Here is a 14,094-nt window from a genome sequence, read left to right as displayed (position 1 = left end):
GCCTGCGATGGTCAGTCTGTGATTGCGGCCAGGCGGTTGTTCAATTTGAAATGCTGCCCATCCTGTACCTGCGTCAGATCGACCTTGCTGTCCTTCTGGAAGACCAGGACGATGTCGGATCCTCCATAGCTGAAGTAGCCGAGTTCGTCGCCCTTGTGGACTTCCTGACCCTCGCCGGCGGTGAACGTGACCGAGGAGACGTCGCCGATGCCGACGGCCGCGACGCAGATCATGCCGATGCCCGGCGTGGTGCTTTCGATGTAGATCAGGCCCCGGGTGTTGGCGGCCGCTTCGGTGGCCAGGGGGCGCTGCTGCGCGGTGGGGAGGACGCCGCTGGATTCGGCGACGCTGAAGATCTGCCCGGGGACGGTCTCCACGCGGCGGACCACTCCGTCGACGGGGGCGTGCCAGCGGTGGTAGCCGGTGGCATGAGGGACCGTCTGGATCACGGACCCGCCCCGGAACTGCTCGGTGTAGGGGCCGTGGTTGAGCAGGTCGGCCAGGGCGAAGGACTCGCCCTTGAGCGGGAGTGTCTGGCCGGAGTCCACGTTGTGGTCCACGCGGACCACCGTGCCCTCGGCGGACGTCAGGATGGCGTGGGGGTCGGTGTCGACGGGCCGGGCCTGCGGGGTGAACTCGCGGTGGAAGTAGGCGTTGTACGAGGCGAATCCCCAGTGCTCGGCGGTGCGGTCGGGGATGACGTACTCGTCCAGTTTGTTCTGTTCGACCGCCTGCGCGGACAGCCAGCCGCCCTCGGCCTCGGTCAGTACGGAGCGGCTGGGCGGGCTGTCGAGGAAGGCGCACCATGCTGTGAGCACGTCACGCAGCGCGGTGTTGAACACCGGCAGCCGCAGCAGGCTCGCGCCCATGGGGGTCAGTGACAGGGGGGGCGAACAGTGCGGAGAGCGGGAAGAGGATCCGCTCGTCGGGATTGGGGTGGAACTGCGGGGCGGTGGTGATGACCTGGTCCACGCAATTGAGCAGGTGGTCGATGCTGCGCAGCGGCCGGAGCTGGGGCGGCAACTGGCCGAGCATGCCCTCCACCAGCGGCGTGATGCCGCTGTCGGTCTCGATTAACCGCTTCAGTGCCGCGACGGCGGGACTGAGTTCTTCCTTGCGGTCCTGGGCCTGTGCGGCGAAGTCGGCCAGCCAGGTGTCCACCGCTTGGCGGTTGGGGGGCAGGTAGCCGGCGATCCGGCCGAAGGAGTTGGCGTAGCGGGCATCGAGCGCTGTCGATGTGAGGTCACCCATCACAGGGCTTCTCCCTTGCTGTCGGCGATGGATCAGGAGCCGTAGCCTGTGCGGGCTCCCGCTTCCGTCACCCAGCCTTTCGCCGTACCACAGCCGTCACAAGAGGCCGATCCCGCCAGCGAAATGCCGCGGTCCCACAAGGACAGCACCGTCGGGTCGACCAGGGCGAGCAGCCGCCGTGGAAGGGCACCAGGAGCCGGAGGGGTCGGCCACGGCCTCGCCGGGCATTCGATCGAGGCGTCAGTACCGCCGAACTGCCCGACGAGGTCGTGGTCGGCACGTGCCGACCGTGTTCGCCCACGCCGCCGACGCCGAGCGCGAGAGGTTGCCCAGCCTGCTGCGTGGCCCCGGGCGGTCGATCGTGGGCCGCGGTCGTAGTGGAGCGAGTAACTCCCCCTCCCGATCGGCACGTTCGCGACGGTGATCCACGGAAGCATGATCCGCCCCACGCCGAGCCCCAGGGTGGGGACTCCGCGCCCCCTCCCCAGGAGCTCACCCTGTGGCGGCCAGGTGGCGCTCAGCGGGCGTGTGAGCGCCATCGCGCACTCAGCCGACGATGGCCACGGGCGCGTCCCAGGCGTTGCGGTCGACGGTGATGGTGTAACCGCCGCGCTTCTCCTTGCTGTTGACCATGTACTGGTGGCCGCGGCTGTGGTTCGTGTACAGCGTCTTCGACCACGGCCAGTCACTGGTCGTGGTGTTGACCTTGTCCCACTTCGCGTACCAGAGGTACTCCGGCAGATCGGTGCGGTTGGCAGCGGTGGCCACGGCCTTCGCGCTGGAGCTGCTGAACCCGTAGTACCCGGCCCGGTACGTCTTGCCGCGCAGGGTCTTGGTGAAGGCGCGCACGTAGGTGAGTACCGCCTTGTTGCACGAGGTGTTCGCGATGTCGTACGGCTCCATGTCCAGGTAGATCGCGCTGCCCGCCTTCATGCCGAGCCTGGAGGCCTTGGCCACGGCGTCCTTGCCGTTGGCGACACCGAGGGAGGCGGCGTTGGCCGCCGTGATCTTCTCCGGACTGGAGCCCCGCTGGCAGAACGGCTGGGCACCTACGTAGATGGGGATGAGCTTCCACCCCTGGGCGGTGACCTTCTTCGTCCAGGACGCGGTGAGGTTGGGCTGAGCGCAGCCGCGGTTCTTGCCGCCGATGTAGACGGCGGCCGCGCCGTAGAACCCGGTGCGCCACGCCTTCATCGCGGCGGCCGAGGGAGCGGTGCAGGTGTCGAAGGCCCGACCGGTGTACGTCTTCCTCGCAGGCATGGTCGTGCCCGCCGACGCGCTCTGCACGAGGATGCCGCCCCCCGCGACGATCGTGGCGCCCGCGGCGCCCCAGGCGATGTAGCGATTTCTCTTGGACAGACGGTGCGCAGGCTTGCGCGACGTGCCGAACATACGGTCCCCACCCCTTGATGCGCACTGGTGCGCACTTCTGTTGTTACTGATCGCTGCAGGATATGTCCGGCGCGGGGGGTGCTGAGGTGGTCGTGGTGCAGATCTCACCAACGGCCGATGACGGAAGCCCCAGGACAGCCGCTCGGCACGCCCTGCCCCTGACACGGAGATCACCCACCAGTGCGGACCGCACGAACCCTCGGGCGAAGAGCGACATTTGCGTCAATTCCCTGCCCGCCGCCAAGGTTCCCCGGTACGCGAAGAAGACGCCGCCGCACCGCACCGCGCACCAGGCTCCGGTGGCGAGCGGATGCGAACCCGAGCGGGAGACGTCGGCCGTAGAATCCCAGGCGCTGGCGAGAAAGTGATCATGGAATGGTCAGCATCAGCGGCATCCGCTGTATACATTCCCAGTGAAATTACGCACTCTGCTGACCTCGTCCACCGCACTGGCGGCCCTCCTCACCGGCCTCGTCGCCGGACCGTCCGCCGCAGCCGAGCCCTCGGCAGCATCAGGCCGGGCCACCACACCGCCCGACAACACCTTGTGCATCTACAGCACCGAGACGACCGACAAGACCACCGGCGGCTACGTCTGGGACGTCGGAACCCGTGCCTACGACGTCTGGAACTCCAAGGACTTCCGGGACAAGTACGGACAGCTCTCGTACGCCGAGCAGACGAACAAGCTGCTCTACGAACTGAACGTGAGCCAGCACGTCTTCGGTCACAGCTGGCTGGTGCACTTCAACTCCCACGGCGCGTTCCAGCGCAAGCTCGCCACGGGCGACACCGCGCGCTATGACACGTACTCCTTCCAGCCCCAGGACCCCGACGGCCGCAATGGCGACGGCAGCCCGGTGGACGGCATGTCCATCAACTACACGGGCTACGACATCAATACGCCCGGAAAGCCCCTGGTCGAGTGGGACAGGCCGAGCCGCAAGCAGGACCGCGAGGGTGCTTACGCCCCGCGCGCGGCTCACTGCAAGACCCTCACCGCGACACAGCAGTCCGCGTTCGAGCGGGAGATCGAGCGGCGCAAACAGGCCGACGAGAAGTACACCCTGCTGCCCAGCTGGAACTACCTCCTGACCGGCGGCTGGACCGGGACACCGGCCAGGAACTGCACGACCTTCGCCCTCCAGGTGTGGGACACCACCATGGCGAGCGCCCCCTCCGAACGCATCGACCCGAAGACGCAGCTGCCCGCCGCCGAGCTCGAGCGGCACGGGGCCAAGGTGCCCGCCGACCTCACCCAGAGCGAATTCTCCGCCTGGATCCCCGCACTGGCCGGCAAATGGATCTACGAGAAGAACGGCAACCGGCACGAGAACCCCGAAGTGCCCCGCTTCTCGGACGACCTCACCCACCCGACACCCGCCCGCGACGGCGCCCTCGCCCCCGGCTCCCCCGGCATCGGTGACTCCCCCGCCTCCCGGCCCGCCGGGCTGCGCGTCGATTCACCGTAGCGCGACGACCGTACGACGACGGAGTGCCCGGCACCTCATGCCGGGCACTCAGACCGCGGGGCGCCGCAGCACGTCAGTGACAGCGGGAATCACCTTCCGACCGCGCAAGCACCTCTCATGCGCCGGTCACTCCGTCGATCTGCTCGCGGATGAGATCGGCATGACCGTTGTGACGTGCGTACTCCTCGATCATGTGCACCATGATCCAGCGCAAGGAGACCCCCTGATCGCCCACGAGACCGGCTTCCTCTTCGGACAGGTGGCCGGAAGCGTCCAGCGACGCGTCGGCAATCAGTTCACGGCCTCGGAGAACCTCGGTCTCCCAAGCAGCCAGCGCCTCGTCGATTCCTCGTTCCGGCCGGAGGGCAAAGCCGTCGAGGTTGCCCTGCCCGAAGACCGGCGGCACATCCTGAGCCGCGAATACACGCTGGAACCAGTTGCGCTCCACCTCGGCCAGGTGTTGGACGAGACCGAGCAGCGTCATCGAGGACGGTGACGCCGCGGCACGCCGTAATTGATCATCCGTGAGGCCCGAACACTTCAGGGCGAGCGTCGCAGAAAGTCCAGCCACGCCTCCAGCATGGCGCGCTCGTCGGCATGCGCGGGCGGGACGGGCCGTCCATCCGGTGTCGTCGTCATCGGCACACCATGGCAGCAACAGCAGTGGCCCACAGCTGTCTTCGCCGGCGACGGACACGGAGTGACCGCCGATTCCCTCCCCCACTGCAGCCAGACCCTGAACTTCTGGCATGCGGCGTCCGTATCACTGGTTGAGTGCGTGACCGAATCCCCCGTCATGCCGCGGGGCCGACCACGGAAGGGCAGGGATCGACGATGCTGCGACCAATCACATGGGCAACCCGGGGTGGGCTCCTCGTGGCCGGGACGGCCGCCGCTCTGCTGGCTGTCACCGCACCGGCGACGGCGAGCACGGCGGCGCTGTACTGCGGTGCCGGGCGTGGGCTGACGGCCGAGGCCGCGGTCCAGGGCGCGATCGACGACGCCCGGACCTCGGCGAGCGCGGACGGCAAGTCCCAGTGTGAACTCGTCGGCGAGCCCCAGATCTTCGAGGTCTTCGACGACCCGAACTTCGGCCACATCTTCCGGGCCAGCGTGAACATGTCCTGCGAGTGATCCCGCCGACCAGCACCCCCTGGGGCCCTCTCTCATCTCCGCTCAGCGGCCTTGCGCCCCCGCGAGCGCCTGCCGTGCGGCTGCGGACAGGGCGTCGGCGTCCTGCTCCGTGCTCGCCCAGGCGACGTGTCCGTCGGGGCGGATCAAGGCGGCGGTCACCTGGGCCCAGTGCGCCGGGGGTTGATGCAGGGGTCCGGTGTGTACGGCGAGTCCCGGCCGCTCCAGGTCGGAGAGTCCGCTGCCCGCTGACAGGGCGAGCAGGACGTGGGCATCGGTGCGGAGCGTGGTGAACAGGCTGTTCTGGGAGTCGGTGAAGGCCAGGTCGGGGGCGCGGGTGCCGGTGAGCGGGTGGGACGTCGGTTCTGCGGGAGGGTAGGTGACGCCTAGTGCGGTGAGGCGTTCGGACAGGGCGCGGTTGAACTCGGGCTGCTCTGCGACCATTTCACTGAGCAGCGAGCGCAGGTCCAGGTTCTCGGGCGTGAAGGAGGACATCAGGGCGGTCTGGGCGCGGCTGTGTTCCGCCAACTGGGCGCCGACAGGGTGACGTTCGGCGTGGTAGGTGTCCAACAACCGGTCGGCGGCCCGGCCGTCCAGGGTGGCGTCGAGCTTCCAGCCGAGGTTGTGCGCGTCCTGGATACCCACGTTCATGCCGACACCTCCGGCGGGGAAATGCTGATGGGCGGCATCTCCGGCGAGCAGCACACGCCCGCGTCGGTACGCCGAGGCCAGCCGGGTGGCGTTGCCGAAGCGGGAGAGCCACTCGGGGTCCCGCATGCCGAAGTCCCCGCCGGTGATGGCGATGGTCTTGGCCCGCAGTTCCGCCAGGGTGAGGTCGCCGGGCCATGTGGTGGTGAGGCTGTCGGGGCTGACGCCGACCACACGGAACCGTCCACCGGGCAGCGGCGCGACCATCAGCCCGCCCTGAGGGCCCAGCGTGCTGAAGCCGGGCCGCGGCGGGTCGTCGAGGATGACGTCACCGAGCCAGCCCAGCACGGTGGACGGGGTGCCGGGGAAGTCGATCCCGGCGACGGTGCGCACGGTGCTGCGGGTGCCGTCGCAACCGACGACGTATGCGGCCTGAAGCTCGAACTGCCCCTCCTCCCCTGCCACTTGCACGGTCACCGACTCCGCGTGTGCGGCGAACCCGGTGACGCGGTGTCCGCGCAGGATCCGCGCACCGAGTGCGAGCGCGTGACCTTCGAGGAGTTCCTCGGTCCGGGCCTGGGGCAGGGCGAGGGTGTACGGGAACGGGGTGTCGAGCTCCCGGAAGTCGAGCCGCCGGTCGAGCATGGCGAAGTGCCCGCCGGGTATCCGCAGCCCCTCGTCGAGGAAGGCCTGGTGCACGCCGCGTGAGGCCAGCACCTCGATGGTGCGCGGGTGGATGGTGAGCGCCTTGGAGCGCCGGTCGATCTCCGTGCGCTCCTCGATGACGGTGACCGTCACGCCGCCCCGCCGCAGTTCCGCGGCGAGCCAGAGGCCGACCGGCCCGCCCCCGGCGATGACAACTTGCTGTTCCATGGCGCCTCCCGAGTTCACTCTTGGTCACTGACCAATGTCCTCCGTCGCAGTAAACTAGGTCAATGACCAAGAGGCAAGCGAGCGACAACCGCGGGGCCCGCCTGGACCCCGGCACCGTGATCCGTACGGCACTGGAACTGCTCGACGAGAAGGGCCTGGCCGCCCTGTCCACGCGGGCCGTCGCCGACCGGCTCGGCGTACGGATGAACACCGTGCTGTGGCATGTGAAGACCAAGGCCCGGCTGCTGGAGCTGATGGCGGACGCCGTCATCGGCGAGATCCCGCACGACGACCTGCCGGAGACCTGGGACGAGCGCGTCCGCGAACTGGCCCGCCGCTACCGGCAGGCCCTGCTCGCCCACCGCGACGGAGCCGCGCTCGTCGTCGGCACCTACGCCGCCGAGCCGCACACCCTGCGTTTCACAAACACTCTGGTCGGCGCGCTGTTGGACGGCGGCTTCGAGGACCGCGATGCCGCCTGGACCACATGGACGATCGCGTACTTCACCCTCGGGCTGACCCAGGAGGAACAGGCCGCCGCACAGCAGTCCCTGGAAGGCCGCCTGGCCGCCGCGGTCTCCGAGACCGCCCATCCGGCCCTCCACCGCGTGCTCGCGCACCTCGGCCCCGAATCCTTCGACGAGCGCTTCGAATCCGGCCTGGCCGCGATCCTTACGAGGGCGTGAGCGAGGACCCGACCGCACGGCAACCTCTCCGGGCCGACCGGCCCCGCCGTCCCGGTCAGCAGTGCAGCGCCCGGAACACCCGGTACAGCGCGGCCTTGTCCTCGAAGCCGATGCCCGGGGTGTCGGTGAGGGCGACACGTCCGTCCACGACGGCGGCACAGTCGGCGAAGCCGCCGGTGGGCTGGAACTCGCCGGGGTAGGACTCGTTGCCGCCGAGCTTGAAGGCGGCGGCGATGTGCAGGGAGAACTGGTGGCCTCCGTGGGGTACGCAACGCCGGGACGACCAGCCGTGCCGGTCGAGCAGGTCCAGGATGCGGCGGTATTCGACGAGCCCGTAGCTGAGCACCGGGTCGATCTGGATGGTGTCGCGGTCGGGGCGCATACCGGCGTACCGCAGCAGGTTGCGGGCGTCGGGCAGGGAGAAGATGTTCTCGCCGGTGGCCAGCGGGCCGGGGTAGCGCTCGGCGAGTGCGGCGTGCTGGGCGAAGTCGAGCGGATCGCCCGGTTCCTCGTACCAGAACAAGCCATAGGGTTCGAGGGCCTGGCCGTACCGCAGAGCGGTGTCCAGGTCGAAGCGGCCGTTGGCGTCGACGGCAAGGCGGTGGCCATCGCCGTCGAGCACCTTCAGCACCGCCTCGATCCGCCGCAGGTCCTCGGCCAGTTCGTCTCCGCCTGTCTTGATCTTCACCACCCGGTATCCGAGGTCGAGGAAGTGCCGTATCTCGTCCTGGAGTTCACGCACGCCCTTGCCGGGTGCGTAGTAGCCACCCGCGGCGTAGACGAACACGTCGCGCTCCGGCTCGCCCAGGGCGTACTGCCGGGCGAGCCAGTGGTGCAGCGGCAGACCGGCGAGCTTGGCGGCGAGATCGTACAAAGCCATGTCGACCACGCCGACGGCGACGGGCCGTTCGCCGTGGCCGCCCGGCTTCTCGTCGCGCGTCATGGCGTCCCAGGCCCGCACCGGATCGATGTTCGTCCCGTCCTCCGTCGGCGGGTCCTCGGTCAGCAGGCTCTCGGGCGGGGCCTGGAGCAGCCGGGGGATGACACGGCGGCGCAGGATCTCGCCGACGCTGTACCGGCCGTTGGAGCTGAATCCGTAGCCGACGACCGGGCGTCCGTCGCGGATCACGTCGGACTCGACGGCGACGATCGAGCAGTCCATGTCCTTGAAGTCGATGTACGCGTTCCTCATGGACGAGCTGATCGGCACGGTGCCCTCATGGATCGCGGTGATCCTCACCACTGCTTGCCTCCCGGGGTGCGGGTACGGATACGGGCTCGGTATGGGTACGAGTACGAGTACGGGTTCGGCGTCTTGCGATGGTGGCGGCGAACCGTTCCTCGTCGATTCCTCCCGGCTCCCAGCGGGCGACGGCGACCCCGGCGACGGCGTTGCCGAGCACGTTCGTGAGCGCCCGCATGAGGGAGAGGAAGCGTTCGATGGACAGGATGAGCGCGAGACCGGCGACCGGGATGAAACCGACCGCGGCGATCAGGTTCGCCAGCGTGATGAACGCGGATCCGGTGACGCCCGCGGTGCCCTTGGACACGAACAGGAACACCAGGAACAGCGTGAGCTGATCGGTCAGGCCGAGCGGGACGCCGTACACCTGGGCGATGAACACCGCCGACATGGGGACCACGACGGCGACGCCGTCCAGGTTGAACGAGTAGCCGGTCGGCACGACGAGTCCGACCACGTCGCGCTTGCAGCCGAACTGCTGCAGCCGCGCGATGAGATGCGGCATGACGGCCTCCGAGGAGGACGTGCCGAGCACGATGACCAGCTCGCGGCGCAGCCCCCGGACCAGCCGGATCAGCGACACCCCGACGATCCGGGTGACCGTGCCGAGGACCAGCGTCAGGAAGACGATGAGCGTGGCAAGGACGAGCCCGACGTACTTCATCAGCGCCGTGAGGGCCTCCGGGCCATACGCGCCGACCGTGTACGCCACCGCGCCGAAGACGCCGATCGGGGCAAGGCGGATGACCATCCCGATGATGCGGAAGAAGATGTCGCTGAGGGTGCTCAGAGCGCGCAGGACCGGGTCGGACTGCCGCTTGGGCAGGCGGAGCAGCGCGATGGCGAACAGGACCGCGAACACCAGGATCTGGATGATGTCGCCCGTGGCGAACGAGTGCACGATGTTGTGCGGCACCAGGCCGAGCAGGAACTCGCTGACCGACTTCCCCTTCGCCCCGTCGAGATAGCTGTCGATGTCGTCGGACGCACCCGCGGGCGGCGCCACCCCCTCGCCGGGGCGGAAGACATTGATCGCCAGGAGACCGAGCAGCGTGCCGACGGTGGTGATGATCTCGAAGTAGACGATCGCCTTCAGCGCGATCCTGCCCGCGGACTTCATCCCGCCGACCGACACGATTCCCGTGACCACGACCAGGAACACGATGGGCGGGATGGTGAGCCGGACCAGGTCGATGAACGCGTCGCCGAGTGGTTTGAGGCCATCTGCGGTGTCCGGCATGAGGATGCCGAACAATGCGGCCAGGACGGCGGATGCGAGGACTTGGAGGCCGGTGTTGGCGGCGGCGCTCCGCCAGCGGGAGCGTTGCCGCGGGGGTGCGTTGGTTGGGTCAGCGTCGTGCTTGGCGTCGCGCCCGGTGTCGTACTCGTGATGGTTCTGGGTGTCGTGCTTGGTGTCGCGCTCGGGACGGTTCTTGGTGTCGCGCTCGGGACGGTTCTCGGTGTTGTTCTCGTTGCCTTTCTCGGTCGAACTGCCCATGGGGCTCACCAGCTTCCTTCCGGTCGCCGGATTACGCGTCCGGCAGGAGGGTGTCCCGGAGCGCGTCACGGTCGACGGTGAACCCGAGCCCGGGCCGGTCCGGGATCGTGATGTGGCCGTCCTTGGGCCGGGGGGCGTCGGGGAAGAGCCGTTCGCCGACCTGGCCCATGCCCAGGTGCCACTCCAGGATCCAGCCGTTCATCAGGCCGGCCAGGGTGTGCATGCTGAACAGCGGCCAGCCGCCGCCGTGTGCCACCGGCAGGTTGTAGATCTGCGCCAGGTGGGCGGCCTTGCGGGCTTCAGTGAAACCGCCGCAGTAACAGGCGTTCGGCTGCAGGATGTCGACGGCCTGATGCTCGATCAGCTCGCGCAGCCGCCACCGGTGCCCTTCCATCTGCCCGGCCGCGAGCGGGATGCGGGTGTGCGCCCGCAGATCGGCTATGGCCCTGGCGTCGTTCTGGTGGAGCGGTTCCTCGAACCAGGTGAGGTCGCAGTCCTCGACGGCCCGGCACAGCAGCTTCGCGTCGGTCGGCGTGAACAGATAGTTCGCGTCGATCATGATGTCGATGTCGCCGCCGACGGCCTCCCGCACCGTACGCACGCGTGCGGCGTCCTCCCGCCAGCCACCCTTGTCCACGCCGACGACCAGTTTCAACGCCCGGAAGCCCAGGTCGAGTTGGAGCATCGCGGCCTGGGCGAGCTGATCGCGGTCGTACTGCGGGAACCCGAACGTCGCGTACGTCGGCACCTGCGTCCTGGCCCCGCCCAACAGACTCGCCACCGACCGGCCCGCATGCTTCCCCGCGATGTCCCACAGCGCGATGTCCAGGAGAGACAGGGCACTGGATACGACGCCGGTCATCGTCCTCGGATTGAGCGAGCGCCAGACCCGCTGATGCACGGCCTCGACCTCGCGCGGGTCCATGTCCGTGACCACGGGCAGGAAGTGCCGCTCCAGAGCGGCGACCACCGACCTCGCCAGGAAGTGACCGGTGACGGCCACACCGGTGAGTCCTTCGTCGGTCTCCACCTCGCAGAAGACGAACTCCCGCTGTTCCTCCCGGCCGTACCCGGCGACCTTCTCCCGTAACAGCGGCACCTCGATGGAGGTGGTGTGCACGCTCGCCCGGATGTTCTTGATCTTCATCTCGCGTCCCCACAGACCTCGACGGATCGTGATGTGGGCCACAGTCTCCTGCGACGAATCGCAAACTGTCAACGATTTGCGTTCTGGTTGGCTGCAGGACATCTCCTGCCGCACAGAACGGGGGAAATGAGTTGAGAAACCACAAGAGGGAGCCGGTGCGGCGCCGCCTCCAGCGTCGAAATGGCCGATGCCAGGCCGGTGTTGAGCGGGCCAGTGCTAGATTGCCGACAGTTGTCGACTCTGTACGAGGAGGTCCGGGCGGACGTGGGGGAGAACTCCGACGGGATGACGGCGCTGCAGCGCAAGGTGGCGGAACGCCAGGCGAGTTCGCTGCCCCACATGATCGTCGAGGAACTGGAACAGATGATCATCAACGGGGTGCTCGGCGGGGGCGACCGGATCAACGAGTCCGCCCTTGCCCTGCGACTCGGCGTGAGCCGCGGCCCGGTCCGGGAGGCGTGCCGCCATCTGGAGCGGAGCAAGCTGGTCGAATTCCGCGCCAACCGCGGGATGTTCGTCCGCGAGATCACCGTCGAGGAGGCCGCCCAGCTCTACGACATCCGCGCCACCCTGTTCGGCCTCGCGGGACGGCTGGCCGCCGCGCGGGTCGGCACCACCGAGGCCGCGGCGCTGCGGGCCACGGCGGACCGGCTGGACGAGGCCAGCGGCATGGACGGCTACTACCCGCTCAACGTCGAACTCCACCGGCACCTGGTCGCCCTCTCCGGCAGCCCGAGGCTGGTCGAGCTGTACGACGGGGTCTCCAAGGAGCTGCACCTGTTCCGCCGTCACGGGCTCGAACCGGGCGCCGCCCGACGCACCTCCAACGAACAGCACCGTCGCATCATCGACCAGCTCGAGGCGGGCAACGGCGAGGATGCCGCCCGTCTGATGGAGGCTCACATCCTCGCGGGCAAGAACCGCATGCTGGCCGAGCACGGCCAGTCGCGTCCCTGAACGGTCATGCAGACGGGGCCTGTTCAAGACGCAGGCCATCCGCGCGGCGGCCCGCCTGTCTCGCAGGCCGCTCCCGGATCAGGCAGCGGGTCGCCCGCGTCGCGGCGCGGGCGGGGGTAATTGGGACAGAGGGCGCGTCACCGGCTCCAGTTCCCGCCGGATCACCCTGCGCATGGTCCAGACCCAGCGCCAACGCGGGACGTCCGGATCGAACGCGAGAAAGCGCGCACGCCAGTCCCCATCGAAGACGACAACTCCCTTGAACTGAAAGTTCCACTGCCGCCCCGGGCGCCGGTCCGGGGTCAGAAAGGGAGGGAGGTCCGGCAGCGGCAGCACACGCCCGTCCACCTCCCCGCTCCCGTTCCGGTTCCGGTGCGCCGCACGTTCGGTGTATGCGGCGACGACCGCCCGGCGGAACGCGTCGTACTCCGCGGGCGCACAGCAGACCAGCAGCACGAGCCGTGCCGGATCGACGATGCGCAGCGCTTCGATGAACTCCCAGACCGTGCCGGGCCCCGGCGCGGCCGACAGCATCACCACGTGGGCGCCCCCGAGCAGCTCGCCGACCGTGGTCTGCCAATCATCGGGCGGTAGGTAACCGCGCTGGGCGCCGAGCAGGGGCAGCGCCTCGCCCGGCCGGCCGATCGCCACCATCCGGCCCAGACCGGCGAACTGCTGGACCAGGAACTCCTCCTGGGTCAGCCCGGGCAGCTCCCAGGGCGAGCGCCGGTACCAGCCGCGATCCGGGAGCGGCGGCCTGGCCATGACCGGATCGAGGACGAAGGGGCGCAGGTAGAGCACGTAGCGCACGCCGACGAGCTGGTCGAAGGAGACGATGGTCTCGACGAGGTGCCGCTTGCCCCGGACGAGCTGGCGGGTACCGAGCTGGAAGAGCAGCCAGCCGCCGAGGAGCACCGCCACGTAGATCAACCCCCGCGATGACAAGGGGAGTTGCTCGACAGGCCCGATCGGCTCAAGAAACAGCGGCTTCGTGAGTACGGCGAAGCTGAGGACCGTGAGCAGCCCCACGCCCCGCGACATCCAGCCCAGCACGATCAGCATGCCGCCGCGAGGCAGGCGCTGCCGGTTCGGTTTCGCCTCAGGGCACACCACGAAAGATACGGTGAATCGCATCGCATGCAACGTGTGACCGCCCAACGTGCTTGCCGTCGCTGCTGGTTGAAGCCTCACCGAAGTCGCTGGCGGCGCGTTCACTCAAAACGGCGCCTGGGCCTCGCACAGCAGTCGCATCAATGGTGCAGGGTCCTCGACTCCCTTCCGCAAAGTGTCACCACCCGGCATGCGCGGGCCTCTCTCGTGCTCGCGAGCGTCCGCGCGCGGGTGTCGGTGCGGATGGCTAGCGTGGGCTTATGGCCTACGACGAAGTGCTCGCGGAGCGGATCAAGGAACGGCTTGAGCCGGAGGGCGTGAATGCGAAGAAGATGTTCGGCGGGATCACCTTTCTCGTGAACGGCAATGCGCTGGCCAATCTGTACGAGGAGGGCCTGATGGTGCGCGTCGGGCCGGACGGGATGGAGGAGGCCCTCTCCCGCCCTGGCACCAAGCAGCTCGTCTTCCGCGGCAAAGAGCAGAACGGCTGGGTGGTCCTCGCGGAGGAGACCCTTGACGACAAGGTCCTGGACGACTGGTTGAAGTGGGCCATGGAGGTCACGGAGGAGCTTGTGCCCAAGAAGCCGAAGCAGTCCAAGAAGTAGTCGGCCTGCCCGACCGCCTGCGGCGCCGGGGACCAGTGCTCACTGGTACCCCCCGGCCGCAGAGTAGCCCCCGCACGGACG

General features: G+C 68.6%; 13 protein-coding genes and 1 pseudogene. 5 read left to right on the top strand and 9 right to left on the bottom strand.

What is annotated here, in order from left to right; translation table 11 throughout:
• Positions 1–11: 11 nt before the first annotated feature.
• The 3 genes from ACFWZ2_RS08610 to ACFWZ2_RS08600 all read right to left on the bottom strand — a co-directional run bounded on the left by ACFWZ2_RS08610 (position 12) and on the right by ACFWZ2_RS08600 (position 2,643).
• Positions 12–869, bottom strand: coding sequence for a phophatidylserine decarboxylase associated domain-containing protein (locus ACFWZ2_RS08610; protein ID WP_384543727.1), 858 nt, complete (start codon positions 867–869; stop codon positions 12–14).
• Positions 820–1,251 (bottom strand): phophatidylserine decarboxylase associated domain-containing protein, encoded by a 432-nt coding sequence (locus ACFWZ2_RS08605; RefSeq protein ID WP_384543725.1) that lies wholly within the window; start codon positions 1,249–1,251, stop codon positions 820–822. Before ACFWZ2_RS08605 ends, ACFWZ2_RS08610 begins: the two co-directional genes overlap by 50 nt.
• Before the next feature lie 546 nt (positions 1,252–1,797).
• Positions 1,798–2,643 (bottom strand): glycoside hydrolase domain-containing protein, encoded by an 846-nt coding sequence (locus tag ACFWZ2_RS08600; RefSeq protein ID WP_384543723.1) that lies wholly within the window; start codon positions 2,641–2,643, stop codon positions 1,798–1,800.
• 413 nt (positions 2,644–3,056) lie between these two features.
• Here ACFWZ2_RS08600 and ACFWZ2_RS08595 point away from each other — a divergent pair, with 413 nt between their 5' ends.
• On the top strand, positions 3,057–4,115 hold the full coding sequence (locus ACFWZ2_RS08595) for a hypothetical protein (RefSeq protein WP_384543721.1): 1,059 nt from the start codon (positions 3,057–3,059) through the stop codon (positions 4,113–4,115).
• Between the two features lie 115 nt (positions 4,116–4,230).
• Here ACFWZ2_RS08595 and ACFWZ2_RS08590 read toward each other — a convergent pair.
• Positions 4,231–4,754, bottom strand: a pseudogene (locus ACFWZ2_RS08590) (DinB family protein).
• 237 nt (positions 4,755–4,991) lie between these two features.
• Between ACFWZ2_RS08590 and ACFWZ2_RS08585 the strand changes: the two are divergent.
• Positions 4,992–5,249: a hypothetical protein gene (locus tag ACFWZ2_RS08585; protein ID WP_384543719.1), complete on the top strand. Its 258-nt coding sequence runs from the start codon at positions 4,992–4,994 to the stop codon at positions 5,247–5,249.
• A gap of 42 nt (positions 5,250–5,291) precedes the next feature.
• On the opposite strand, the gene ACFWZ2_RS08580 is transcribed toward ACFWZ2_RS08585, so the two are convergent.
• Positions 5,292–6,767 carry an FAD-dependent monooxygenase gene (locus ACFWZ2_RS08580; RefSeq protein WP_384543718.1) on the bottom strand — a complete coding sequence of 492 codons (1,476 nt, stop codon included), beginning with the start codon at positions 6,765–6,767 and terminating at the stop codon, positions 5,292–5,294.
• A 62-nt stretch (positions 6,768–6,829) separates the two neighbouring features.
• Here ACFWZ2_RS08580 and ACFWZ2_RS08575 point away from each other — a divergent pair, with 62 nt between their 5' ends.
• On the top strand, positions 6,830–7,453 hold the full coding sequence (locus tag ACFWZ2_RS08575; RefSeq protein ID WP_384543716.1) for a TetR/AcrR family transcriptional regulator C-terminal domain-containing protein: 624 nt from the start codon (positions 6,830–6,832) through the stop codon (positions 7,451–7,453).
• A gap of 55 nt (positions 7,454–7,508) precedes the next feature.
• Here ACFWZ2_RS08575 and ACFWZ2_RS08570 read toward each other — a convergent pair whose 3' ends face one another.
• The 3 genes from ACFWZ2_RS08570 to ACFWZ2_RS08560 are packed head-to-tail and all read right to left on the bottom strand — an operon-like array spanning position 7,509 to position 11,341.
• The gene (locus tag ACFWZ2_RS08570; protein WP_384543714.1) at positions 7,509–8,696 is read right to left on the bottom strand and encodes a mandelate racemase/muconate lactonizing enzyme family protein; all 1,188 of its coding nucleotides are present in this window, start codon (positions 8,694–8,696) and stop codon (positions 7,509–7,511) included.
• Positions 8,671–10,194 (bottom strand): cation:dicarboxylate symporter family transporter, encoded by a 1,524-nt coding sequence (locus tag ACFWZ2_RS08565; protein WP_384543712.1) that lies wholly within the window; start codon positions 10,192–10,194, stop codon positions 8,671–8,673. Before ACFWZ2_RS08565 ends, ACFWZ2_RS08570 begins: the two co-directional genes overlap by 26 nt.
• 31 nt (positions 10,195–10,225) lie before the next feature.
• A complete protein-coding gene (locus ACFWZ2_RS08560) occupies positions 10,226–11,341 on the bottom strand; it encodes a mandelate racemase/muconate lactonizing enzyme family protein (protein WP_384543710.1) in 1,116 nt (371 codons plus the stop codon).
• Between the two features lie 231 nt (positions 11,342–11,572).
• Between ACFWZ2_RS08560 and ACFWZ2_RS08555 the strand changes: the two genes are divergently transcribed.
• Positions 11,573–12,298: an FCD domain-containing protein gene (locus ACFWZ2_RS08555; RefSeq protein WP_384543708.1), complete on the top strand. Its 726-nt coding sequence runs from the start codon at positions 11,573–11,575 to the stop codon at positions 12,296–12,298.
• A gap of 78 nt (positions 12,299–12,376) precedes the next feature.
• On the opposite strand, the gene ACFWZ2_RS08550 is transcribed toward ACFWZ2_RS08555, so the two are convergent.
• Positions 12,377–13,360, bottom strand: a complete 984-nt coding sequence (locus ACFWZ2_RS08550; RefSeq protein WP_384543706.1) for a hypothetical protein — start codon at positions 13,358–13,360, stop codon at positions 12,377–12,379.
• Positions 13,361–13,668: 308 nt separating this feature from the next.
• Here ACFWZ2_RS08550 and ACFWZ2_RS08545 point away from each other — a divergent pair, with 308 nt between their 5' ends.
• On the top strand, positions 13,669–14,013 hold the full coding sequence (locus tag ACFWZ2_RS08545) for a TfoX/Sxy family protein (RefSeq protein ID WP_384543704.1): 345 nt from the start codon (positions 13,669–13,671) through the stop codon (positions 14,011–14,013).
• The last annotated feature ends 81 nt before the right edge of the window (positions 14,014–14,094 follow it).

It is taken from the genome of Streptomyces sp. NPDC059002 (assembly GCF_042740435.1).
GTDB lineage: Bacteria > Actinomycetota > Actinomycetes > Streptomycetales > Streptomycetaceae > Streptomyces.
This window is presented reverse-complemented; position numbering and strand designations above follow the sequence as displayed.